Genomic DNA, 17,247 nt, shown 5'->3' with positions numbered 1-17,247 from the left:
CCGGCGACAGGAGCCCCGTCCGGCCGGCGACCCCTGGGCCCAGGGGTCGCCGGCCGGACGGGGCTCCTGTCGCCGGCAGGTGTCACTTGCCGGCGATGGCGATGCGTCGTGGCTTGGCTGCCTCGCTCTTGGGCACGCGCACGGTCAGCACCCCGTCGGCGAGGTTGGCCTGGACCTCGTCGGCGTCGACGTCGTGCGGCAGCGTCACCCGGTAGGAGAACTGGCCGGTGCGGCGGGTGCGGTGCCGGAACAGGCCCTGCCGCTCCTTCTCCTTGAGCTCACCGCTGATGGCCAGTTCGCTGCCGAGCAGGTCGATGGTGACGTCGTCGCGCTTGACGCCGGGCAGCTCGACCTCCACCAGGTACGCGTCCGCGCTTTCGGTCACGTCGGCCGACGGCGACCATGCGCCGGCGCTGTCGGCCAGGCGGCCGGCCATCGAGTCCATCCAGCGGCCCAGCCGGCGGTAGAGGTCCTCGAACTCCTGGAACGGATCCCATCGGCCCAGGGGACCTGCGGATCGCACGGCTGGCAGCGTCATGGCTCCACCTCCAAACGATCAGCTTCGTGGGTCTGGGTGCGTGTGGGACGCGCCCTCACCCCATAAGACGAAGTTGAGCGCGCGTGTGTTCCCAAAGTTGAGTCCATCCGACTCAATTGAGCGCTGGGTCGGAGAGCCGGTCGTCGTGTGCGGTCTCCCGCCGTGCGCGCGACCGGCTTCGTCATGTCGAGTGCGGTGAGGCCCCCGCGTTCCTGTTCCCCGGCCGCCGGCTTGGAAGTCCGGGACATCGTGGACGAGAAGGTCGGCACCGAGGAACCGCGCGGCACGCTGCGGCTGCGGCGGGCCGAACTGGAGACCGCGATGGCTGCCGCGGCAGCCCGGCTGGTCCAGGTCGGGGCGAGGCTCCGGGCGATCGAAAGCGAGGGGCACATGCCCCACCGTGCTCCCCACCGCCCAGACCCCTGGCCCCCTGGATCGACGCCAACGGCTACCGGTCGATCGGATACCCCCCGTGAGGTCAACCTGGAGTGTCCCGAGAACCGCGACGACTGGGTGACGGAACTCCAGGCACCGGTGACGCGGGCCTGATCAATCGAACCCGCCCCTGACCGGTGATCACCTTCGGGCGGCGGGAGACCGCGACGGTGTCCCGCCGCCACCCTCGTCTTGAGTGCTTTCCGGGTCGAACACCTGTGTCAGCCTTCCTCCCGGGGTGCCTGGTGGGCGCATCCGGTCAGCCCGGCCGCGGTCAGGGTGAGGTGTTCGGTCAGTGCTTCGGCCGCGGCGTCGGCGTCGCGGGCGAGTGTCGCCTCCTCCAGTCGGCGGTGCTCGCGGATGTGGTCCCGGCCGGGGTTGTGGTGTGCCGAAAAGCGGCGGGCCAGCTCGCTGGCGGTCCACAGCCGGTCGAAGGTCTCCAGCAGGACGGGGTTGCCGCAGCCCTCCAGCAGGGTGCGGTGGAAGACGCGGTGGGCTTCGGACCATGCGTCGCTGTAGTACTCGCCGTCCTCCGGCCCGTGGGTCGGGGTGCGGGCGAGGCGGTGGTGGGCGGCTCGTACGCGGGCCTCCCAGTCGAGGTCGCCGCGCTCGATGGACATGCGCAGGAGGACCGGTTCGATGGTTCGGCGGGCCTCGGCGATCTGCTGCCAGCGGCGGTCGGAGAAGGCGGGCACGGCGAAGCCGCGGTTGGGCAGCCGGTCGGCGAGGCCCTCGCCGACGAGCCGCACGAGCGCCTCGCGCACCACGGCCAGGCTCACGCCCTGTTCCCCGGCGAGGTCCTGCGGTTTGAGCGCGTCGCCGGGGGCGTAGTGGCCGTGCATGATCGCGTCCCGCAGGCGTGCGTGGACCTGCTCGGAGAGCATCTGCTTCCCCGACGAGGTGTGAACCATGTCGCTCAGCATAGACGATCGTTGCGATAATCGATTATCTACGACATAGTCGATGGTGACACTGCCGAAAGGACTCGCACGATGAGCGTCAACAACCCCTTCGCCCGTCTCCCCGAGGCGGCCTCCTTCACCGTCACCAGCACCACCGTCGCCGATGGTGCGGCCTGGTCGCCCGAGCAGTTCGCCTCCGGTGTCCCCGGCGGGAAGGACGTCTCCCCGCACCTGTCCTGGAGCGGCGCCCCGGCGGGCACCAAGAGCTACGCCGTCACCGTCTACGACCCCGACGCCCCCACCGGGTCCGGGTTCTGGCACTGGGCGGTCGCCGACATCCCCGCCACCGTCACCGAGTTGCCCGAGGGCGCCGGCGACGAGGGCGGCTCGGGTCTGCCCGAGGGCGCCTTCCAACTGCCCAACGACGCCCGCGTGGCGCGCTTCATCGGTGCGGCCCCGCCGGCCGGGCACGGCCCGCACCGCTACTTCGTCGTGGTGCACGCCCTCGACGTCGAGTCCGTCGGCGTCCCGGTCGACGCCACCCCGGCCTTGCTCGGCTTCACGATGGCAGGCCACGTCCTCGGTCGCGCGGTCCTGGTCGCCACCGCCGAAACCCCCGCCTGACCGGCATGGCAAGGCTCATCAACACCACGGAGAGGTATCTCCGCACCATCCTGGAGTTCGAGGAGGAGGGCGTGGTCCCCCTGCGCGCCCGCATCGCCGAGCGCCTGGACCAGAGCGGCCCCACCGTCAGCCAGACCGTCGCCCGGATGGAGCGCGACGGTCTGGTGCGCGTCGCCGGCGACCGGCGGCTGGAGTTGACGGGGGCGGGCCGCCGGATCGCCACGCGCGTGCTGCGCAAGCACCGCCTCGCGGAGTGCCTGCTGGTCGACGTGATCGGGCTGGAGCGGGAGCACGTCCACGCCGAAGCGTCCCGCTGGGCGCACGTGATGAGCGAGGCCGTCGAACGCCGCGTCCTGCGACTGCTGCGGCACCCGACGGAGTCGCCCGGTGGCAACCCGATCCCGGGTCTGGGGGAACTCGGTGAGCAGTCCGTGGACCCTTCGGCGGGTGGGGTGCGGCCCGGCGCGGTCGTGAGCGTGGTCTCCTCGCCCGGCGGTGCGGGTCGGGGTGAAACGGCCGATTCTGCGTCACCGGCTCCCGATCGAGGACGACCCGACCCGATCCGACCCCGCCACGTCCACCTCCCGCGAAGGGGGCCGCGCGCCGGCGCGGGCTTGGCGGGAGGGTGGACGTCGGTGGCCCGCGGTCCGGCTACCGAGGGCTGGAGGTGATGTGGAAGTTCATGTCCGCGAAGTCGAAGGTGATGGCGTAGGGCTTGAAGAAGCTGTGCGTGAAGTTGGCGATGGTGTCGAACCGGAAGCGGTCGTCCATCAGCAGTGGGCCCGCGATGCTGTAGATGTCCCGGGCGACCGCGCCGCCCAGGCTCGCCCGGTCGGGGACGCAGGGGTGGACGGGGATCCTGTTGAACGACGTCGGCCGGTCGTAGTCCACCCTGATGCCCGCACGCCCGGCCACTTCCCCGGTCGTGACCACGCCGATGCCACCGGCTCCGCCCGTGTCGAGCGACACCACCCTCGGCCCGTAGTCGTTGAGACTGCCGAGTGTGCACGGGAAGTGGTCGGCGGCCAGCCACAGCGGCAGGGTCTCGGCGCCGGCGCGCTCGGCCTCCACCCGGAACTGCCGCAGCTTCGCGCTGGTCTTCCGGCGCAGGATCAACGCCCGGTTCGCGTAGTCCATCGTGGTCAGGAAGTGGTAGAAGATCGTGGTTCCGATGACGCCCGACGGTTGGGGGTCGCCGAGGGCGCTGGGCATCACGGCGTCGTGCCAGTGGACCGGGAGGTTGCGCAGTTCGATGTCGCCCATCCGGAACGAGTCCAGGACGCCGAAGTACATGGTGAACGTCTGGCCGCCGGCCCGCCCCCTGCCGGTGGCCACCGCGCGAAGACCGGCCTCCTCGGCGGTGGCCATCGACAGACTCAGCGTTCCCCCGGTGTCGAGAAGGAACTTCCTCGGGTTCCGCCCGCTCACCGATGCCTCGACCAGGGGAAGGGATCCATGGCGAGGAAGGGCAACCGTGTGGTCTGCGCGCCGTGCACCTCGTACGGCGTGCCGGTCACGGCGGCCAGCTGCGCGGCGTACGCCTCGTTGCCGGATTCCCGCAGCAGGGGCACCGCACGGGCGAGTTGGTCCTGCCGTACGAAGCAGTCCGCCAGTTGCTGCCTGGAAACCGCGGGTCGAGCTGCCGTCTTCGGCGGCGTTGCCGACTTGCCAGTTCAGGGTCACTTCATCTCCTGTTCGATCAGCGGCTGGTTCGTGCAGGGGTACCACGTGGATCACCACCATGGCCCTGGACGACATCGTCCTCCCGCTGACCTTGGACGAGGTCGGTGGTGGAGGTGCGTCGAGCCGGTGGAGTCTTCTCGACCAGTTGGTGCGTGGCGTCCGCGGTGCGACAGGGACCCACCGGGCAGGTCGAGGCGCTTGGCTCCTACGCGGCGAGGGCTCGGGTGGTGTCCGGCGGCCGTTCGATGCGATGCAGCCTGAGGCCGGTCCACAAGGTCAAGGCCTCGGTGGATGACGCGGCGGTGTTGATCGTGCGTTTGAACCGGTTGATGCGGTCGGCATTTCGGGCGGGCGGTAGGCGCCGCTGGTCGTGGTGTCGATGTGCGCGGTGTTGCAGTGGTCGGTTTGCGTGGCGGTGGTCGCGGTGCTGGCGTGTGTGTCGGTGTCGATGTGCGGCACAGCCGGCTCCCAGGGGCCGGGGTGCCCCGGTCCATGCCTTCGAGGCCGGTCCGGGCTCGCAGGGCAGTATGGTCAGCCGGGGACTGGTTGGTGCGCGGCAACCATGGTCGGTACGGGTGCCGCCAACGGCACCACGACGACCTCGGTCTTCGGTACGACGATCACCTCGGTCTTCGTCGGAGGTGGCGTTGTGGGTTCTGCGGTGGGCAGCGGGGGCTTTGTCGTGGTGGTCCGAGTCGTGGCGGTGGGCTTGGTCGGGCGGACCGTGGTGGTGAGAGTGACACCGCTGTCGTCGGCGTAGGCGCCGCCGGCACCGGTCATGGCGATCACCACGGCGGCCAGGGCACCGACGCCGAAGCCTGTCACCTCGATGCCGACGGTGCCAGGGTCTTCGCCGTAGGTTTGGTAGCCGCTGGAATGCATGTCGAGCGGTAGGAGGACGGGGCTGTAATTCGCCTGGTGATCGCGCACGGCGGCGAGGAGGAACGTCCAACCGGCCGGGGACGGCACCAGGTTTGTCGGTGCCGACTGTCCACTGCCCAACTGGTTGTCCGTCGCGCTGGAGCGCCAGTTCGAACTGAGCGCGGTCCACGGTGATGGCGTACGGGGTTGTCGCCACTGTGATTCGGGGCCTAGGTGTAGCCAGGCCACGGAGTTGTTATGACCTGACGGCAGCGAGACATTGCCAGTTGGATTGGTTTTGCAGGATGGGCAGCCAGGTGTCGACTTCCGCCCGTGCCGGTTCGATCCCGACGGGTTGAGGGGGATGGGCTGTGGCGACGGGGTTGCGGCCGGGATCGGCGAACAGAGGCATGGGGCGGGTGGGGGGACGACTTGCCCGGTGGCGGGTTGGTCGGGTGCGGCGGGGATGTTCTCGGATGTGGTCGTGGTGGCGAGTTGGGCCAGTTCCTCGACGGTCACCGGTTGCGGTGGGATCGCGTCGAAGGGCGGCAGCCTTCGGCGTGATCGTTGTGGCGGCGGTGTCGGGACCAGGGGGCACCTGGCCCCGACCGTTGGCCGTGTCGAGCAGTAGGACGACCACGGCCAGGGCGGCGAGCGCGGAGCCGACGGCCACCGCCTGCGGGCGGCGTCGTGGTGCGGAATCGTCGTCCTGGCCGTGGTCGATCGGGTATCACCTCCTGTCGTGAACGGGGGAGGCTTGGTGGGGAGGGGGGTGCGCGCCGGTCGCCCCCGACGGCGGCGGTGCGCGTGCGTAGTCGCTTCGGGATGCGGCTACGGGGTGGGGGTGATCAGCAGTTCTCGATGCACCAGGCGTTGGTGATCATGCCTGCGCCTTGCAGGTAGGGGTGGGTGCTCAGGTTCGTCGTGCCTCGCCCGACCCAGATGTCGCGGTAGTTCGCGCCGTACCAGAAGTTGACGCGGATCTTGATGGTGTAGGCCGATCCGCAGTGGGTGTAGTAGGAGTCCCACCGTACCCAGAACCCGCAGTTGCGGTAGTACGAAGTGGACAGTCCGTTGAGGTCGACGGCGACGGTCGGGTCCGTGGTGGGGCGCGGACCGCCGTGAGGGCCGTAGGGGCCGCCCTCGATCAGGGCGTCCGGTGTCGCCGGCTCCGAGGTGCGTGGCTGGGACTGGCCCTGGGCGTCGGTCGAGGTGCCGGGTTCGGCCAGCGCCACTTGAGCGTTGGCGTTGGCGGTGCCCAGTGCCAGCACCAAGCCGAGTGCGATCGCGAGTGTGCCGAGCACGCGCGCGATGATCGAACGGTTCACCTGGTTCCCCTGTCTCATCGTGGTGGGTGCCGTGCCGCCGCCCTGCCCCAGGGGGGAGGAGGTTCGGGCGGCGGCACGGCCGCCCGCGGCGGGGGCGACCGGACGGTGTGGGCGGCCGTGCCGGAGGGGGCGCGGGGGCGGTGGGGGTGGGGGGGGCGCCACGGCCGCCGGTCGCGGGTGCGACCGGACGTTGTGGGCGGCCTTGCCGGAGGGGCCGCGGTGGCGGGTCAGGTGGCTGCCGGGTCGACGGTGTCGGCCCAGAAGGCGCGCCATGGTCCGCAGGAGGTCGCGCCGACCGGCGGTATGTGGCCGGTGACCCGTGCTCGTTGCTGGGTCGGGCGGTGACCGGAGCGGGCTTCCTGCTCGCCCTGGTCGACCGTGGTGCCGGTCAGTTGGAAGCGTTGGCCGCTCTCGAGGGTCAAGGACACGCAGCCCGGCCGGTGTCCGGTCCAGTCGATCGAGCCGGACACGGTGACCGGGTCGCCGCGGGCCTGCGGCGGCGGCATAACCACCGAGGTCGCGGCGGCGGGTTTGGTCGTACCCGGCGGTGGGTGCTCAGGCCTGCGGATGTCGTGGGCGGCGGGCGCGCACCCCGGTGTCAAGGTGAGCGAGGCTGCGGTGAGCAGGAGTGCCAGCAGGCGGCTGGTGGTGCGGTTCATGCCCGTTCACCGGACGGCGATCGGTGGTTGCGGGCCAGTCTCGCGCCGTCCTCGTCCAGCGGTGAAGGACGGCGCAGCAGTGCCAGCGGCGGCCGGGTGTGGCGGAGGTTGACGGTGTGCACGACCTCGGCGGCGAGGATCACCGAGTTCGGTTCGCGCATCCGCGGCATGAGCGCTTCGAGGATCGAGTAGGCGCGGTGCCGCTCGAAGCCTGTTCCCAGAAGCCAGATCCGGGCCGTCTCCGGGCCGGCGCGCAGTACCGCGTAGATCTCGCCGGTGCGGGCGATGTGGCCCAGCGCCCAGCGTCCGCACCGGTCGATCTCGGGGCCGGCGGCGAGGTCGTCGTCGTCACCGTCGCGGCGCCACTGCGACCCGAAGGCTTCGACGCCGTCGATGGCGGGCACACCGACTCGGGTCGTGGTCGCGCGCCGGGGGTCGACGGCCAGGAACTCGTCCTCGTTCACGACCAGCACCTGGGCGGGCACCTCGGGAGACCGTTTCCACCCCGCGGCGGCGTCGTGCAGTGGGCCGCGAGCGACGTCGAGGGCTGTGATCCACTCTCTTAGCCGCTGTAGGTCGACCTGGTCGTTCTGGACCACGGTGACCGCCGTGAGGTGGTCGTCGGTGGCCAGGGCGAGATCGTCGTGGCGGCCGCCGCGTCGCGCGGTGGCCATGCGTCGTTCGGCGTCGTCGACGCGGTCGATGCCGAGCGCGACCGACCGGCGCATCGCGGCTTCCAGGCGCAGCAGGTCGGCGCCGGGGTCCAGCGTCAGGGTCACGAAGTCCCGTAAGAGACGGTCGGTGATCGCCTGTGGCACTTCGTCGACGCGGTGGCCCAGCTGCAACCACAGACGACCGTCGCCGTGGCGCCAGCGTGCGCGCAGGTCCGATGACATGGCACCCCCTACAACCGATTCGCAGATTTGGTGCTTCGGCCGCTGACCACCTCGCGTCCGTCCCCCTGGAATGGCGAGGTGGTCGACGTGCCCGTCAGGGCTGATGTTCTGTGTGTGGCCCTGGTTTCACCTCTCGGAACACGTGCCGAGGTGGTGTGCAAAGACGATTGCACACCACCGTTCCCTTTGTCACGCAATTGCTTCAAATATCTGGCTCAACTGCCTTTGACCTGCGAATACGCAGTTGTCACTGTTTCTCTGAGTGAAACCGTTCCGATTTGTGGAACACGTGCGGAGTGGTCTCGGTTTCGGTGTTTGGAACCGTGGCGGTTTCGGTGAGTGGAATCCTTTGCGGAATGGCGATTGTGCGCTACCTTGCTCGTGTCCGGCCGCGTCCCCCTCGGTCGTGACACCTTTGCTGGTGTCCCGTGGAGGGGGTTTCCATGTTTCGTCGTAGCGGCCGTGCAGTCAGTGCGCGTGAGGTGGGGGAGAGCGGCTGGGGATTCGTCGCGCGACTCGCCCGCCTGGTCACCGGGACGATCCTGATCGGTGTCGCGATCGCCGCCGTGGTGCGTGCCCGAGCCGGCATGTTGCCGTTGAACGTGCTGCACACCGCAGTCAGCCACCACACCGGCTGGACCTTGGGCGGGGCGATCATCGCGACCCAAGCGACGCTGTTGGTGGCGCACGCGGCCTGGGGCATCCGCCCCGGCGTCGGAACGGTGATCGCAGCAGTAGTGCCGGCGGTCGTGTGCGACCTGGCCCTGGCATGGACCACCGCGCCGGCCTCATGGTGGTGGCGGGCGGCCCTGCTCGTCCTGGGCACAATCGCGTTCGCCGCCGGTGTCGCCCTCTACCTCAGTGCCGCTCTCGGAGCGTTGCCTCGCGACGGGTTGATGGCCGAGTTGCACCGCCGCCGCCCGTGGCTCAGGCCGCGCGCGATCCGCGTCGTCACCGACCTCGCGTTCCTGTCGACAGGCTGGCTGCTGCTGGGCCTCCAGGATGCGGTGTCCACCGGAGTCGTCGGCATCGGGTCCCTGCTGCTGTCCCTCGCTCTCGGCCCGATGATCGAACGCCTCGGTGCCCTGATGGGCAACTCCGACTCTCCGTCCCTTGCAGGGGATTCCACGCAGTCGGACAAGTCGACTCACCAGCGGCGTGCGCGGCGCGCGGAACCCGACGCAGAGCAACCCGCCGAGCCCACGATGCCGCGCGCCCACCGCATGGCGGCGCTGCGCGCGCTCGTCGAGGGCACCGACGAACCTCAGCTGTCACTGTGGCCTGGGCTGCTGCCCCATCCACCAATGTCCACCGTGGTCGGTCCGGCTGGCCCCACGGCGATGAGCATCGAATCCTTTCTCGACTTCGCGCGATGCCACGGTGTCCGGATCGTCTACGGCGCCTATGTCGACGACGGATCCGACGACGACCTGGTGGCACTGCACCACGGGTTGGTTTTGCAATACCCGGTTGCTGGCGGAGTCGTGCACTGCTGGACCGCCGTGCGCGGCACGCCGTCCTCGGACCACGACGGCCCGAGGCGCTCCACGAAGACCGCACCCGACCGGTCGCCGACACGCCGCGGTGCCCACCACGGGGTCCCGCCAGCCGACGCACCCGGCGGCCCCACCGGCGCCGTGACGGCGCTGAACCACGCCACGTTCCTGCGACTCGCCCGCTGACGCATCCGGCGTTGGCTCACACCACCCGTATCCGAGGGGGACACACCGATGAGGACACGCCCGTCCAGGGCCGCCCTACTGCTCTGCGCCACCGCGACCGCCACCGTGGCCTGCACCGGCGGAACACCTGAGCCGCCACCGTCCGACCCCGCACAGACCTCAGCGGCCGGCACGGTCGTCCAGGCCATCCCGGAGACGATGCGGCCTGCCGCGGAGGCCTTCGCCCGCTACCGCAAGATCGACGCGTGCGGCCTTCACGACCCGGCCGCCGCATCGGCCGCGTCGGGGGAGGGCAGCAAAGGCGACCGGATCATGCCCGAGAAGGACGGCTTCAACCACTGCACGCTGAAGCTGGCGAAGTCCGAGTTCAGTTCCACCTGGACGATCTACCTGACCGTCGCCGAGGAGTTCGACGCCGGCCGCCGCAGGGAAGCCGCTCCCGAGCAGTTCGCTGGCATGGAGATCCTGGTTCAGGAGGAAGGGCAGCCCCTGCCCAGTTGCTCGATCATCCGCCCCCTGGACCAGACCTACGCGATCGTGCTCGACGTCAAGCCCGACGACCGCACGAAGGTCGTGCGCCCGCCGTGCGACTTCGCCCGCGACTACGTCACCCGCATGGCCGAGACCTGGAAGAACCCGCCACAACGGGGCTCGGGCCGCACCGCTCCGGACTTGCCGCTGGCGCTGCGCGATCCCTGCGACGCCGTCGCCGCTGTCACCGAGGACATGGGGCAGGGCGCGAAGATCATGCCCCGCGAGCCCTACAAGTGCACCATCCAGCCCGGCCCGGCGGCCAAGGGCACCAAGACCGCCGCCGCCGAGACCACGGTGGTGTTCGGCGTCGACGAAAGCCCGGACGACCTCGTCAAGTCCCAGCCGGACAAGTACAAGACCAGCCAGGTCGGCGGCTTCACCGTCGTGTCCGGCGTGCTCGCCGGCACCTGCCGCAACTACGCGATCTGGGACGCCGCCACCACGGTAATCGACGACAACCTCGACGACGACCCGGTACCCAACGTCCAAGTCGTGCGGATCGACACCCCGGACTGCGACGGCGGGCGCGCCCTGGTCGAGAAGATCCTCGCCAAGGTGGGCAAGCCGTGACCCGCGCCCGCGCTGTACTCGCCGCGCTCACCCTGGCCGCGATCGCCGCCCTGAGCAGCTGCACCACCAGCGTCGGCGGCACCGCCCAACCCGAGAGTCCCGAGTCCACCCAGCCGAAGCCCGCGGTCTGCGACCGCAGCACCGACCCACAGTCCTGCACCGAGTGGAAACCCACCCCACCCGCCAAGGGCGACGCCCTGTTCCAGGCGTGGGCGACCGACGAAGCCTCCTCCACCCACATGCTGTGCAGCGCGCTGCCCGACCAGCAGTGGGAGCAGTGGCTCGGAGCAGGGCACTACCGCTACGTCACCGACGGAACCTGGTGCGAACTGTGGTCCGCCGACAACCAGATCGCCCTCAAGCTGGGCCTGTTCGGAGCGTCACCGTTGACCGAGTACAGCACCAAATTCCGCTCCAACCCCAGCATCGCCAAGTACGTCAAGGACCTCCGCCTCGCCGGCGTGCCCGCGATCGTGTCCAACATCGCCGTCGACGAAGACGGCAAGGGCCAAGAACGCGACCAACTCATCCTCGCACCCCACGGTGACGCCAACCGTCCAGGAGTCCTGCTGGTGACCCTGGAACTGCACCCGCCGCGCGGCAAACCCAAGGACACCCCCACCGACCGCACCCGGATCGGCTTCCGCGAACCACTGGCCCAAGCCCTGCTCGGCGCCCTCTTCCCACGCTGACCACGACGACACCGGAGAAAAGCCTTGCCCACCACCATCAGCCGACGCCTGCTGCTCGCAGCCGCCACCACAGCAACGCTCGCCGCCTGCACCACCACCGTGACCGGTACACCCACCGCACAAAGCCCGACCGCGACCGGCAGCTCGCCCCAGTCGACCTCGACCTCCGCATCGTCCAGCGGCACAAGCCAGGCCCCCAACCGCACCGGCAACGCCGCGGCCATCACCCTCGGAGACCTGGACAAGCGGGTCGACGCCACCAGCGTCGGCGCGCCCTTCGACCCCTGCACCGTCGGCTGGCAAGCCTTCCCCGCCGAAGTGCGACCCACCAAACCGGACGCCAAGCCCGTTCTGCGTCCACCCCGCGACGACGACGCCTTCACCACGGCCTGCCGCTACGACAACGGCGACACCGTCACCATCGAGTACGACGCCAACGGCAAACCCACCACCACGACCGGCAAGGACTTCGTCGTCCTCGTCGCCTGGGCCAAACCCGGCCAGAACTCCGCCGACCCCAACGGACTCCCCGGCGCCAGCGCCGCCACCTTCGCCGGCAAACCCGGCTTGCTCAAGCCCGGCACGGACAGCAAAGGCAACCCGATGTGCACCGCCATCGTCCAGCTGGCCAACGGCGTCGGCGGCGTCTCCCTGACCAACGGCCGCTTCGCCCACATCGACAGCTGCACCATCGCCAAAACCGTCGCCGACAAGATCGCCTCGACCACGCCGTGAACGACCAGCAACCTGTGATCCGGTCCCTCTCAGGCCACGTCACCGTGATCCCCACCGAGACGCCTGCGGAGACCACGCTGCCGCTACGGGCGCTCACCCCGGCACAGCCGCGACGCCACACCGTCACCCGCTCGCAAGCCACGCGGGTGACGGCGCTGGCCGCCGTGCTGGTCTCCGCCGTACTCCTCATCCGCGACATCGAAGGCACCCGCGCAACAGACAAGGCGTCGATCACCGCGACCACCACCATCACCGTGTCCGCCACGAGCCCACCGGCCACCGTGACCGCGTCAGCCGACCCGGCCGCCATCGCCCCGGCACGACCCACCGACGACGAGTTCCACACACTGCCGCTCGCACTCATCGGGCAGACCCTCGCCGCCGCCCCACCCGACCCCGACCCCACCGCGAACCCCGGCACCCAGGTCCTACACCCCAACAGCACCGTCCCGGTATACGACGAACCCGGCGGCACTGCCTTCGCCCGCCTACCCCCACGGCAGGTCTTCACCCCAACACGAGTGCCCGTCGTCGCTCGCCAAACCGGCTGGGCTCGCGTCCTGTTACCCACACGACCCTCACCCGAGGGCGTCGCGGCAAGCGGATGGATCTACCTCGACCCCGCCGTCGAACTCTCCCATGCCACCCGACGCATCGATCTCCACCACGACGAGGGCACCGCCGCCGTCGTGGCACCCATCGCACACACCGCGACCAGCACCTCGGCCGCTAGCACCACGACCACACCACACCGATCCCGAACCTTCATCGCCGTCAGCGCTCACGACAGCGCCTGGCTCACCGCCCTGTGGCTGCCGCTGGTCATCACCCACTCACAGATCTGCACCACCTGGCACGGCGCGCTCATCGCTCCGGGACTGCCACCCGACTCGCCGCTCGGACCCCTGGACTCCCAAGGCTGCGTCACCGTCCCGGACTCTCTGGCACCCGCCCTGATCGACGTCCCAGCCGGAACGCTCATCCTGTCGCGCTGATCCGGCCAGAACCATCAACCCACAAAGGAAAACCCGCTGTGAGCATCACTTCGACGGACAAGACAGCACGGTGCGAAGCACTGATCGACACGCTGGCGATCCCAGACCCGTTCGACATCCACCGATTCGTCGCCGGCCTGGCGCAGAAGCGAGGCAGGCGAATCACGCTCATCCCATGGCAACCAGGCGCGAACCACCCGAGCGGAATGCTGATCAGCACCACCGAGACCGACTACATCCACTACCCCGACACCACTTCACCGCTGCACTCCCAGCACACGGTGTTGCACGAGATCGGCCACCTGCTCCTCGACCACAACATCACGTATCCCGACCGCCGCGAGCCTGCGCAAGCACCCGACGTTGACGCGCTGCGGACGCTGCTGCCGACACTCTCACCATCGCTGATCCGGCGCATCCTCGGCCGCACCGTGTACGCCTCCGCACAGGAGCGAGAGGCCGAACGGTTCGCGTCGCTGCTCCTGGCCAAGGTCACCACAGCCCACGACGAGCACATCCGAAACGCCGCGTCAGAGTATGACGAGGGCTTGATCCCGCTGTGGCAGCACATGACTGCCGCCGTGCCGCATGTGCAACTGGACGACACCGACCAGGCTTGCGTTACTCCCACCCCGACCGGGGAGTACCGGCTCTACCGCCGCGTGATCGAGATCCGCGATGCCCAGTACACCCTGCGTCCCCACGTCCCACCGGAGATCCGAGACTGGGCTCGTGCGACCGCTCGGGAACGCGGCCTCGACCCGACAGCAGCGGACATCCTGGTGGAAGCGGCCGAACTGGGCGCGGCGCTGGACGCCCACCGCGCCGGTCGCCGCCGCCACCCCGAAGTCCTCGAGGCTCTCACGCCCCAACACCTATCGGGCCCACCAAACCTGATCGCAGAGGCACGCTGGCTGACCCAGATTGGCACCGCACTTCGCAGCAACCCCGATGTCGCCGCCCTGCGCCGCCGTGCTAAAGCTTCCACTGCCTCCGACAACCGGTGATGGTGGAGCCGATGTCGAGCCGCGAACCAGCGGCTGATCAGTCGGTGACGACCCGCCGGGCGTAGAAGTAGGCGCGCCTCAGTTCGGCGGCCTGCTCCTCCGCGACGTCCCTGGGAAGCGATCGCAACCCCAGCGCCGACCCTAAGCACCTGGCCAAAAGTCTTGCCCGAAACCTTCGGGTAGCCAGGGTGAGGTCCAGGGTGCGGCGGTGGTGAGGGTCTGCTCGTCGGTGCGGTTGTGGAAGTAGGCGTGGGTCTGTCGGACGCGGTCGGCCATAGTGGCGGGTGCGGTGTTGGCGAGCCACGCTTTGAGCCCGGCCCAGACCCGCTCGACCGGGTTGTCCTGCGGGCTGTACTTCGCGCCCTCGATCACCATCAGGCGGGGATGCCGTGCGAGCCACCGCCGGGTGATGCCGCTGTGGTGGGTGGTGCCGTTGTCACACAACACGGCCACCACCGGCGCGTCGGGGTAGGCGTCGAGCAGCTGCCGGAGGAAGTAGCAGAACACCACCGAGACGTTCTTCACCGAGACGTGGTGGTGCCAGGCGCCGGTGGCGAGGTTGACCGCGCCGTGCACGGTGCGGCGGATGTTGGTGCCGGGCGTGAGGATGCGGTGGCGTAGGCCGGTGGGCATCCAGCAGGCCCGGACCCTGGCGAGCAGGTCGAGATGGGTCTCGTCCTCGGCCGGGACGACCGATCCGGCCGGGAGCGCGGCGATACGGGCGCGGATGTCGGCGCAGACGGTGTCGTGGTCGGGGTCGCCCTTGGCGATCAGGCGGGGACGACACCAGCGGGCCTGTTCCCGCAGTCGTCGGTAGAAGGTGCGCAGGCTCATCGCGGGTCGTCCGGCAGCGCGCCACACCCGTGCGGTGGTCCAGGCTTTCGGGGTCTGCAACAAGGTGCGGATACGTTGCCCGAGTCGCGGGCTGCCCAGCCGGGGTCGTCCGCTGCGCGGGCGGTCGGGCAGTCCGTCGATGCCGTCGCGGGCGTGGCGGGCGATCCACCGACGCACGGTGACAGGGTCGTAGTGCAGCAGTTCGGCGATCTCGGGGGCGCTCATCCCGGACGCGGACAGCAGCACGATCACGATGCGGGCGGCGACGCGCCACCGCCGGTGCAGGGCGGTGACCAGCTCGTGGTGTTGGCAGGGGGTCAGGTCGGCGTAGACATGCGCCGGGCGCATACTTGCGGTGGCCTCGTCGGGTGGGTTCAGGTGTGGTAACCGAATCCAACCCGACGAGGCCCTTCACGTTCGCGGGGACATCAACTTCGACGGGTTACCGACACAACTTCTGGCAACCCGCTTAGGGCGTCGAACTCGGCCACCAGGGCCTTCAGCGATTTCCCCTGCTTCTTCGGCACCTCTGCCAGCCACTGACGCACCAAACCCTCAGCGCGGTTCGCGTCGGGCGTGCGGTGAAGGAAATGCTCGATCTCAGCGCGCCGAGTCTCGCCACTTCGTGGAGTCGCCGCATCGATCTCTCCGGCGATGACACTACCGACACCCAGCATCGCGCCGTACAACGTGATCGGGGTGTTGCGGTCAAGCCAATCGGGCACGGCAGGGGCGGATTGCACGGCGGCCGTCTCCTGGGCACTGGATGTCATGAACTTTGCCTCAGAGATTATCCGGGCCTGTTCGCAACAGTGTGCCCCCGGTGTGGCTCGGTGGGCCGAGCGCTCAGTTGGGCCAGGTGACGATCAGGTCGCGAGTGCCGCGCAGAGTGCCGAAAGTACGGGTTGGGCGGGTGCCCGGTGCCAATTCGAAGTCCGGGATGCGGGTCAGCCACTCCTCCAGGAGCACCCGGAGTTGCATCTCGCCGAGCCGCTGGCCCAGGCAACGGTGAGCCCCCCATCCCCAGGCGATGGTTGAGTCTCCGCGGTCGCGCTCGATTACAAACGAGTCGGCATCAGCCACGCCATCGCGGGCACCGGATGCCCACGCGCACAGCACGCGGGTTCCTGCTGAAACCGCGGTGCCGTCCAGCACGGTGTCGTGGGTGAGGGTTCGTCCGGTGGCGGCGACCGGGGTGTCGAATCGGATCGACTCGGCGACGAGCGCGGGCACCAGAGACAGGTCAGCCGCGACGCGCGCACGCAGCGAGCGGTTGGTGGCAAGCACTCGCATGACGTTGGTGATCGCGTCGGCCGTGGTCATCACAGCGGCCGACACCATGAGCACAGCGAAACGCAACAACTCCTCGTCCGTCAGTGCGCGGCCGCGGATGGCGGTGTCGTTGATCAGTCGGGTGAACATGTCCTGGCGACTGCTCCCTCGCCGCGAGGAGATCTCCTCTTGCAGCCAGCTGAACAGGTCCTCCAACGTGTCGTTAGCCGGTACCACGAGCACCCGGGCCAAGTGCCGGAACCGAGCCTGCCGATCTTCATCGATCCCCATGACGTCGGCGATCACCGCTGATGGGTACCAACTCGCCAGGTCGACCGTCACGTCGCAAGTCCCCGCAGGGGCGAGTCGGTCGAGAAGATCACGAGCTGTTTCGCGGGCGCGAGGTTCAGCCGCCGTCGCCGCGGAGCTGCTGAACGATGCTTGCAGGAGTATGCGCCAGCCGGCGTGTTCCGGGCTGTCGGTTTCGAACAACGGAGCCACCGCAGTTCCCGGTACGACGTCCTCGGCGGCACCCAGGCCGGTAACACGTGCGCTTCCCTTGAGGACTGCAGTTTTCAGCGCTGACGCGGTAGATGCGACAGCAAAACCTCCGCGGGCTCGGGTGTGGGGCACGGGGCACTGCTCCCGCATGGTGCGGAACATGTCGTCCACCCGATCCGCGATGGCAGGATCGGTGTGGTCGAACGCGGTGAAGTCGGTGGAACCGTTTGGGCCCAGCTCACCGGCTTGCGCTAAGCCGGAGGGCTCGGCGATGCCAGTTGTCTCATCCGTTCGCATGACGTCCCCCATCTGTCAGGCCCGCCGTCGCGATGCCTCATCTCGACTTACCGGGTTGCCGCGAGTCGCGTCAACAGCCCGTGATGAACCTGGCACGCTGCGTCGATAAACGGCGGCTCCCGTGGCCCGTCTCCGTAGAGGATCGGTCGGATCTCCGTAGGCCTACGTACCAATGTGGAAGGCCTTGCACTGCTCCTCGCCG

Annotated in this window: 18 protein-coding genes; 8 read left to right on the top strand and 10 right to left on the bottom strand. The window is 69.4% G+C overall.

Features of this window, described 5'->3' with window-relative positions; all coding sequences use genetic code 11:
- Nucleotides 1–82 precede the first annotated feature (82 nt).
- Both RIN75_RS12305 and RIN75_RS12300 read right to left on the bottom strand, forming a co-directional pair.
- Nucleotides 83–538, bottom strand: coding sequence for an Hsp20/alpha crystallin family protein (locus RIN75_RS12305; RefSeq protein WP_309111991.1), 456 nt, complete (start codon nt 536–538; stop codon nt 83–85).
- 656 nt (nt 539–1,194) lie between these two features.
- The gene (locus RIN75_RS12300) at nt 1,195–1,857 is read right to left on the bottom strand and encodes a GntR family transcriptional regulator (protein WP_309112115.1); all 663 of its coding nucleotides are present in this window, start codon (nt 1,855–1,857) and stop codon (nt 1,195–1,197) included.
- Nucleotides 1,858–1,965: 108 nt separating this feature from the next.
- On the opposite strand from RIN75_RS12300, the gene RIN75_RS12295 reads away from it, so the two are divergent.
- Complete coding sequence (locus tag RIN75_RS12295) at nt 1,966–2,499, top strand: YbhB/YbcL family Raf kinase inhibitor-like protein (RefSeq protein WP_309111990.1); 534 nt, start codon at nt 1,966–1,968, stop codon at nt 2,497–2,499.
- 5 nt (nt 2,500–2,504) lie between these two features.
- Complete coding sequence (locus RIN75_RS12290; RefSeq protein WP_309111989.1) at nt 2,505–3,170, top strand: metal-dependent transcriptional regulator; 666 nt, start codon at nt 2,505–2,507, stop codon at nt 3,168–3,170.
- Here the strand turns inward: RIN75_RS12290 and RIN75_RS12285 are convergent.
- The 5 genes from RIN75_RS12285 to RIN75_RS12265 form a co-directional block, all read right to left on the bottom strand.
- Entirely contained in the window at nt 3,151–4,242 is a 1,092-nt protein-coding gene (locus RIN75_RS12285) for a retropepsin-like aspartic protease (RefSeq protein WP_309112114.1), read from the bottom strand. The genes RIN75_RS12290 and RIN75_RS12285 overlap by 20 nt on opposite strands.
- A 471-nt stretch (nt 4,243–4,713) precedes the next feature.
- Nucleotides 4,714–5,562, bottom strand: a complete 849-nt coding sequence (locus RIN75_RS12280; protein WP_309111988.1) for a hypothetical protein — start codon at nt 5,560–5,562, stop codon at nt 4,714–4,716.
- 329 nt (nt 5,563–5,891) lie between these two features.
- Entirely contained in the window at nt 5,892–6,347 is a 456-nt protein-coding gene (locus RIN75_RS12275; RefSeq protein ID WP_309111987.1) for a DUF6355 family natural product biosynthesis protein, read from the bottom strand.
- 251 nt (nt 6,348–6,598) lie between these two features.
- Nucleotides 6,599–7,030 carry a hypothetical protein gene (locus tag RIN75_RS12270; RefSeq protein ID WP_309111986.1) on the bottom strand — a complete coding sequence of 144 codons (432 nt, stop codon included), beginning with the start codon at nt 7,028–7,030 and terminating at the stop codon, nt 6,599–6,601.
- Nucleotides 7,027–7,926 (bottom strand): hypothetical protein, encoded by a 900-nt coding sequence (locus RIN75_RS12265; RefSeq protein WP_309111985.1) that lies wholly within the window; start codon nt 7,924–7,926, stop codon nt 7,027–7,029. Before RIN75_RS12265 ends, RIN75_RS12270 begins: the two co-directional genes overlap by 4 nt.
- 428 nt (nt 7,927–8,354) lie before the next feature.
- Here RIN75_RS12265 and RIN75_RS12260 point away from each other — a divergent pair, with 428 nt between their 5' ends.
- Genes RIN75_RS12260 through RIN75_RS12235 form a run of 6 tightly spaced genes read left to right on the top strand, consistent with a single transcriptional unit; the run spans nt 8,355 to nt 14,141 of the window.
- The gene (locus RIN75_RS12260) at nt 8,355–9,608 is read left to right on the top strand and encodes a hypothetical protein (protein WP_309111984.1); all 1,254 of its coding nucleotides are present in this window, start codon (nt 8,355–8,357) and stop codon (nt 9,606–9,608) included.
- Nucleotides 9,609–9,656: 48 nt separating this feature from the next.
- Complete coding sequence (locus RIN75_RS12255) at nt 9,657–10,712, top strand: hypothetical protein (protein WP_309111983.1); 1,056 nt, start codon at nt 9,657–9,659, stop codon at nt 10,710–10,712.
- Entirely contained in the window at nt 10,709–11,404 is a 696-nt protein-coding gene (locus tag RIN75_RS12250) for a hypothetical protein (protein ID WP_309111982.1), read from the top strand. Before RIN75_RS12255 ends, RIN75_RS12250 begins: the two co-directional genes overlap by 4 nt.
- A 24-nt stretch (nt 11,405–11,428) precedes the next feature.
- Nucleotides 11,429–12,139, top strand: coding sequence for a DUF3558 family protein (locus RIN75_RS12245; protein ID WP_309111981.1), 711 nt, complete (start codon nt 11,429–11,431; stop codon nt 12,137–12,139).
- Nucleotides 12,140–12,153: 14 nt separating this feature from the next.
- Nucleotides 12,154–13,134, top strand: a complete 981-nt coding sequence (locus tag RIN75_RS12240) for a hypothetical protein (protein ID WP_309111980.1) — start codon at nt 12,154–12,156, stop codon at nt 13,132–13,134.
- Between the two features lie 38 nt (nt 13,135–13,172).
- Nucleotides 13,173–14,141, top strand: coding sequence for a DUF6545 domain-containing protein (locus RIN75_RS12235; protein WP_309111979.1), 969 nt, complete (start codon nt 13,173–13,175; stop codon nt 14,139–14,141).
- Between the two features lie 141 nt (nt 14,142–14,282).
- On the opposite strand, the gene RIN75_RS12230 is transcribed toward RIN75_RS12235, so the two are convergent.
- From RIN75_RS12230 to RIN75_RS12220, 3 genes are all read right to left on the bottom strand, one after another.
- Nucleotides 14,283–15,323 (bottom strand): IS630 family transposase, encoded by a 1,041-nt coding sequence (locus RIN75_RS12230; protein WP_309111978.1) that lies wholly within the window; start codon nt 15,321–15,323, stop codon nt 14,283–14,285.
- Between the two features lie 80 nt (nt 15,324–15,403).
- Complete coding sequence (locus RIN75_RS12225; protein ID WP_309111977.1) at nt 15,404–15,748, bottom strand: hypothetical protein; 345 nt, start codon at nt 15,746–15,748, stop codon at nt 15,404–15,406.
- 73 nt (nt 15,749–15,821) lie between these two features.
- Nucleotides 15,822–17,045, bottom strand: coding sequence for a cytochrome P450 (locus RIN75_RS12220; protein WP_309111976.1), 1,224 nt, complete (start codon nt 17,043–17,045; stop codon nt 15,822–15,824).
- Between the last annotated feature and the right edge of the window lie 202 nt (nt 17,046–17,247).

Origin of the sequence: Saccharothrix sp. (genome assembly GCF_031180885.1) — a bacterium.
Classification (GTDB): Bacteria; Actinomycetota; Actinomycetes; order Mycobacteriales; family Pseudonocardiaceae; genus Actinosynnema.
The sequence above is the reverse complement of the archived record's forward strand: the minus strand, read 5'-3'. Positions and strand labels throughout refer to the sequence as shown.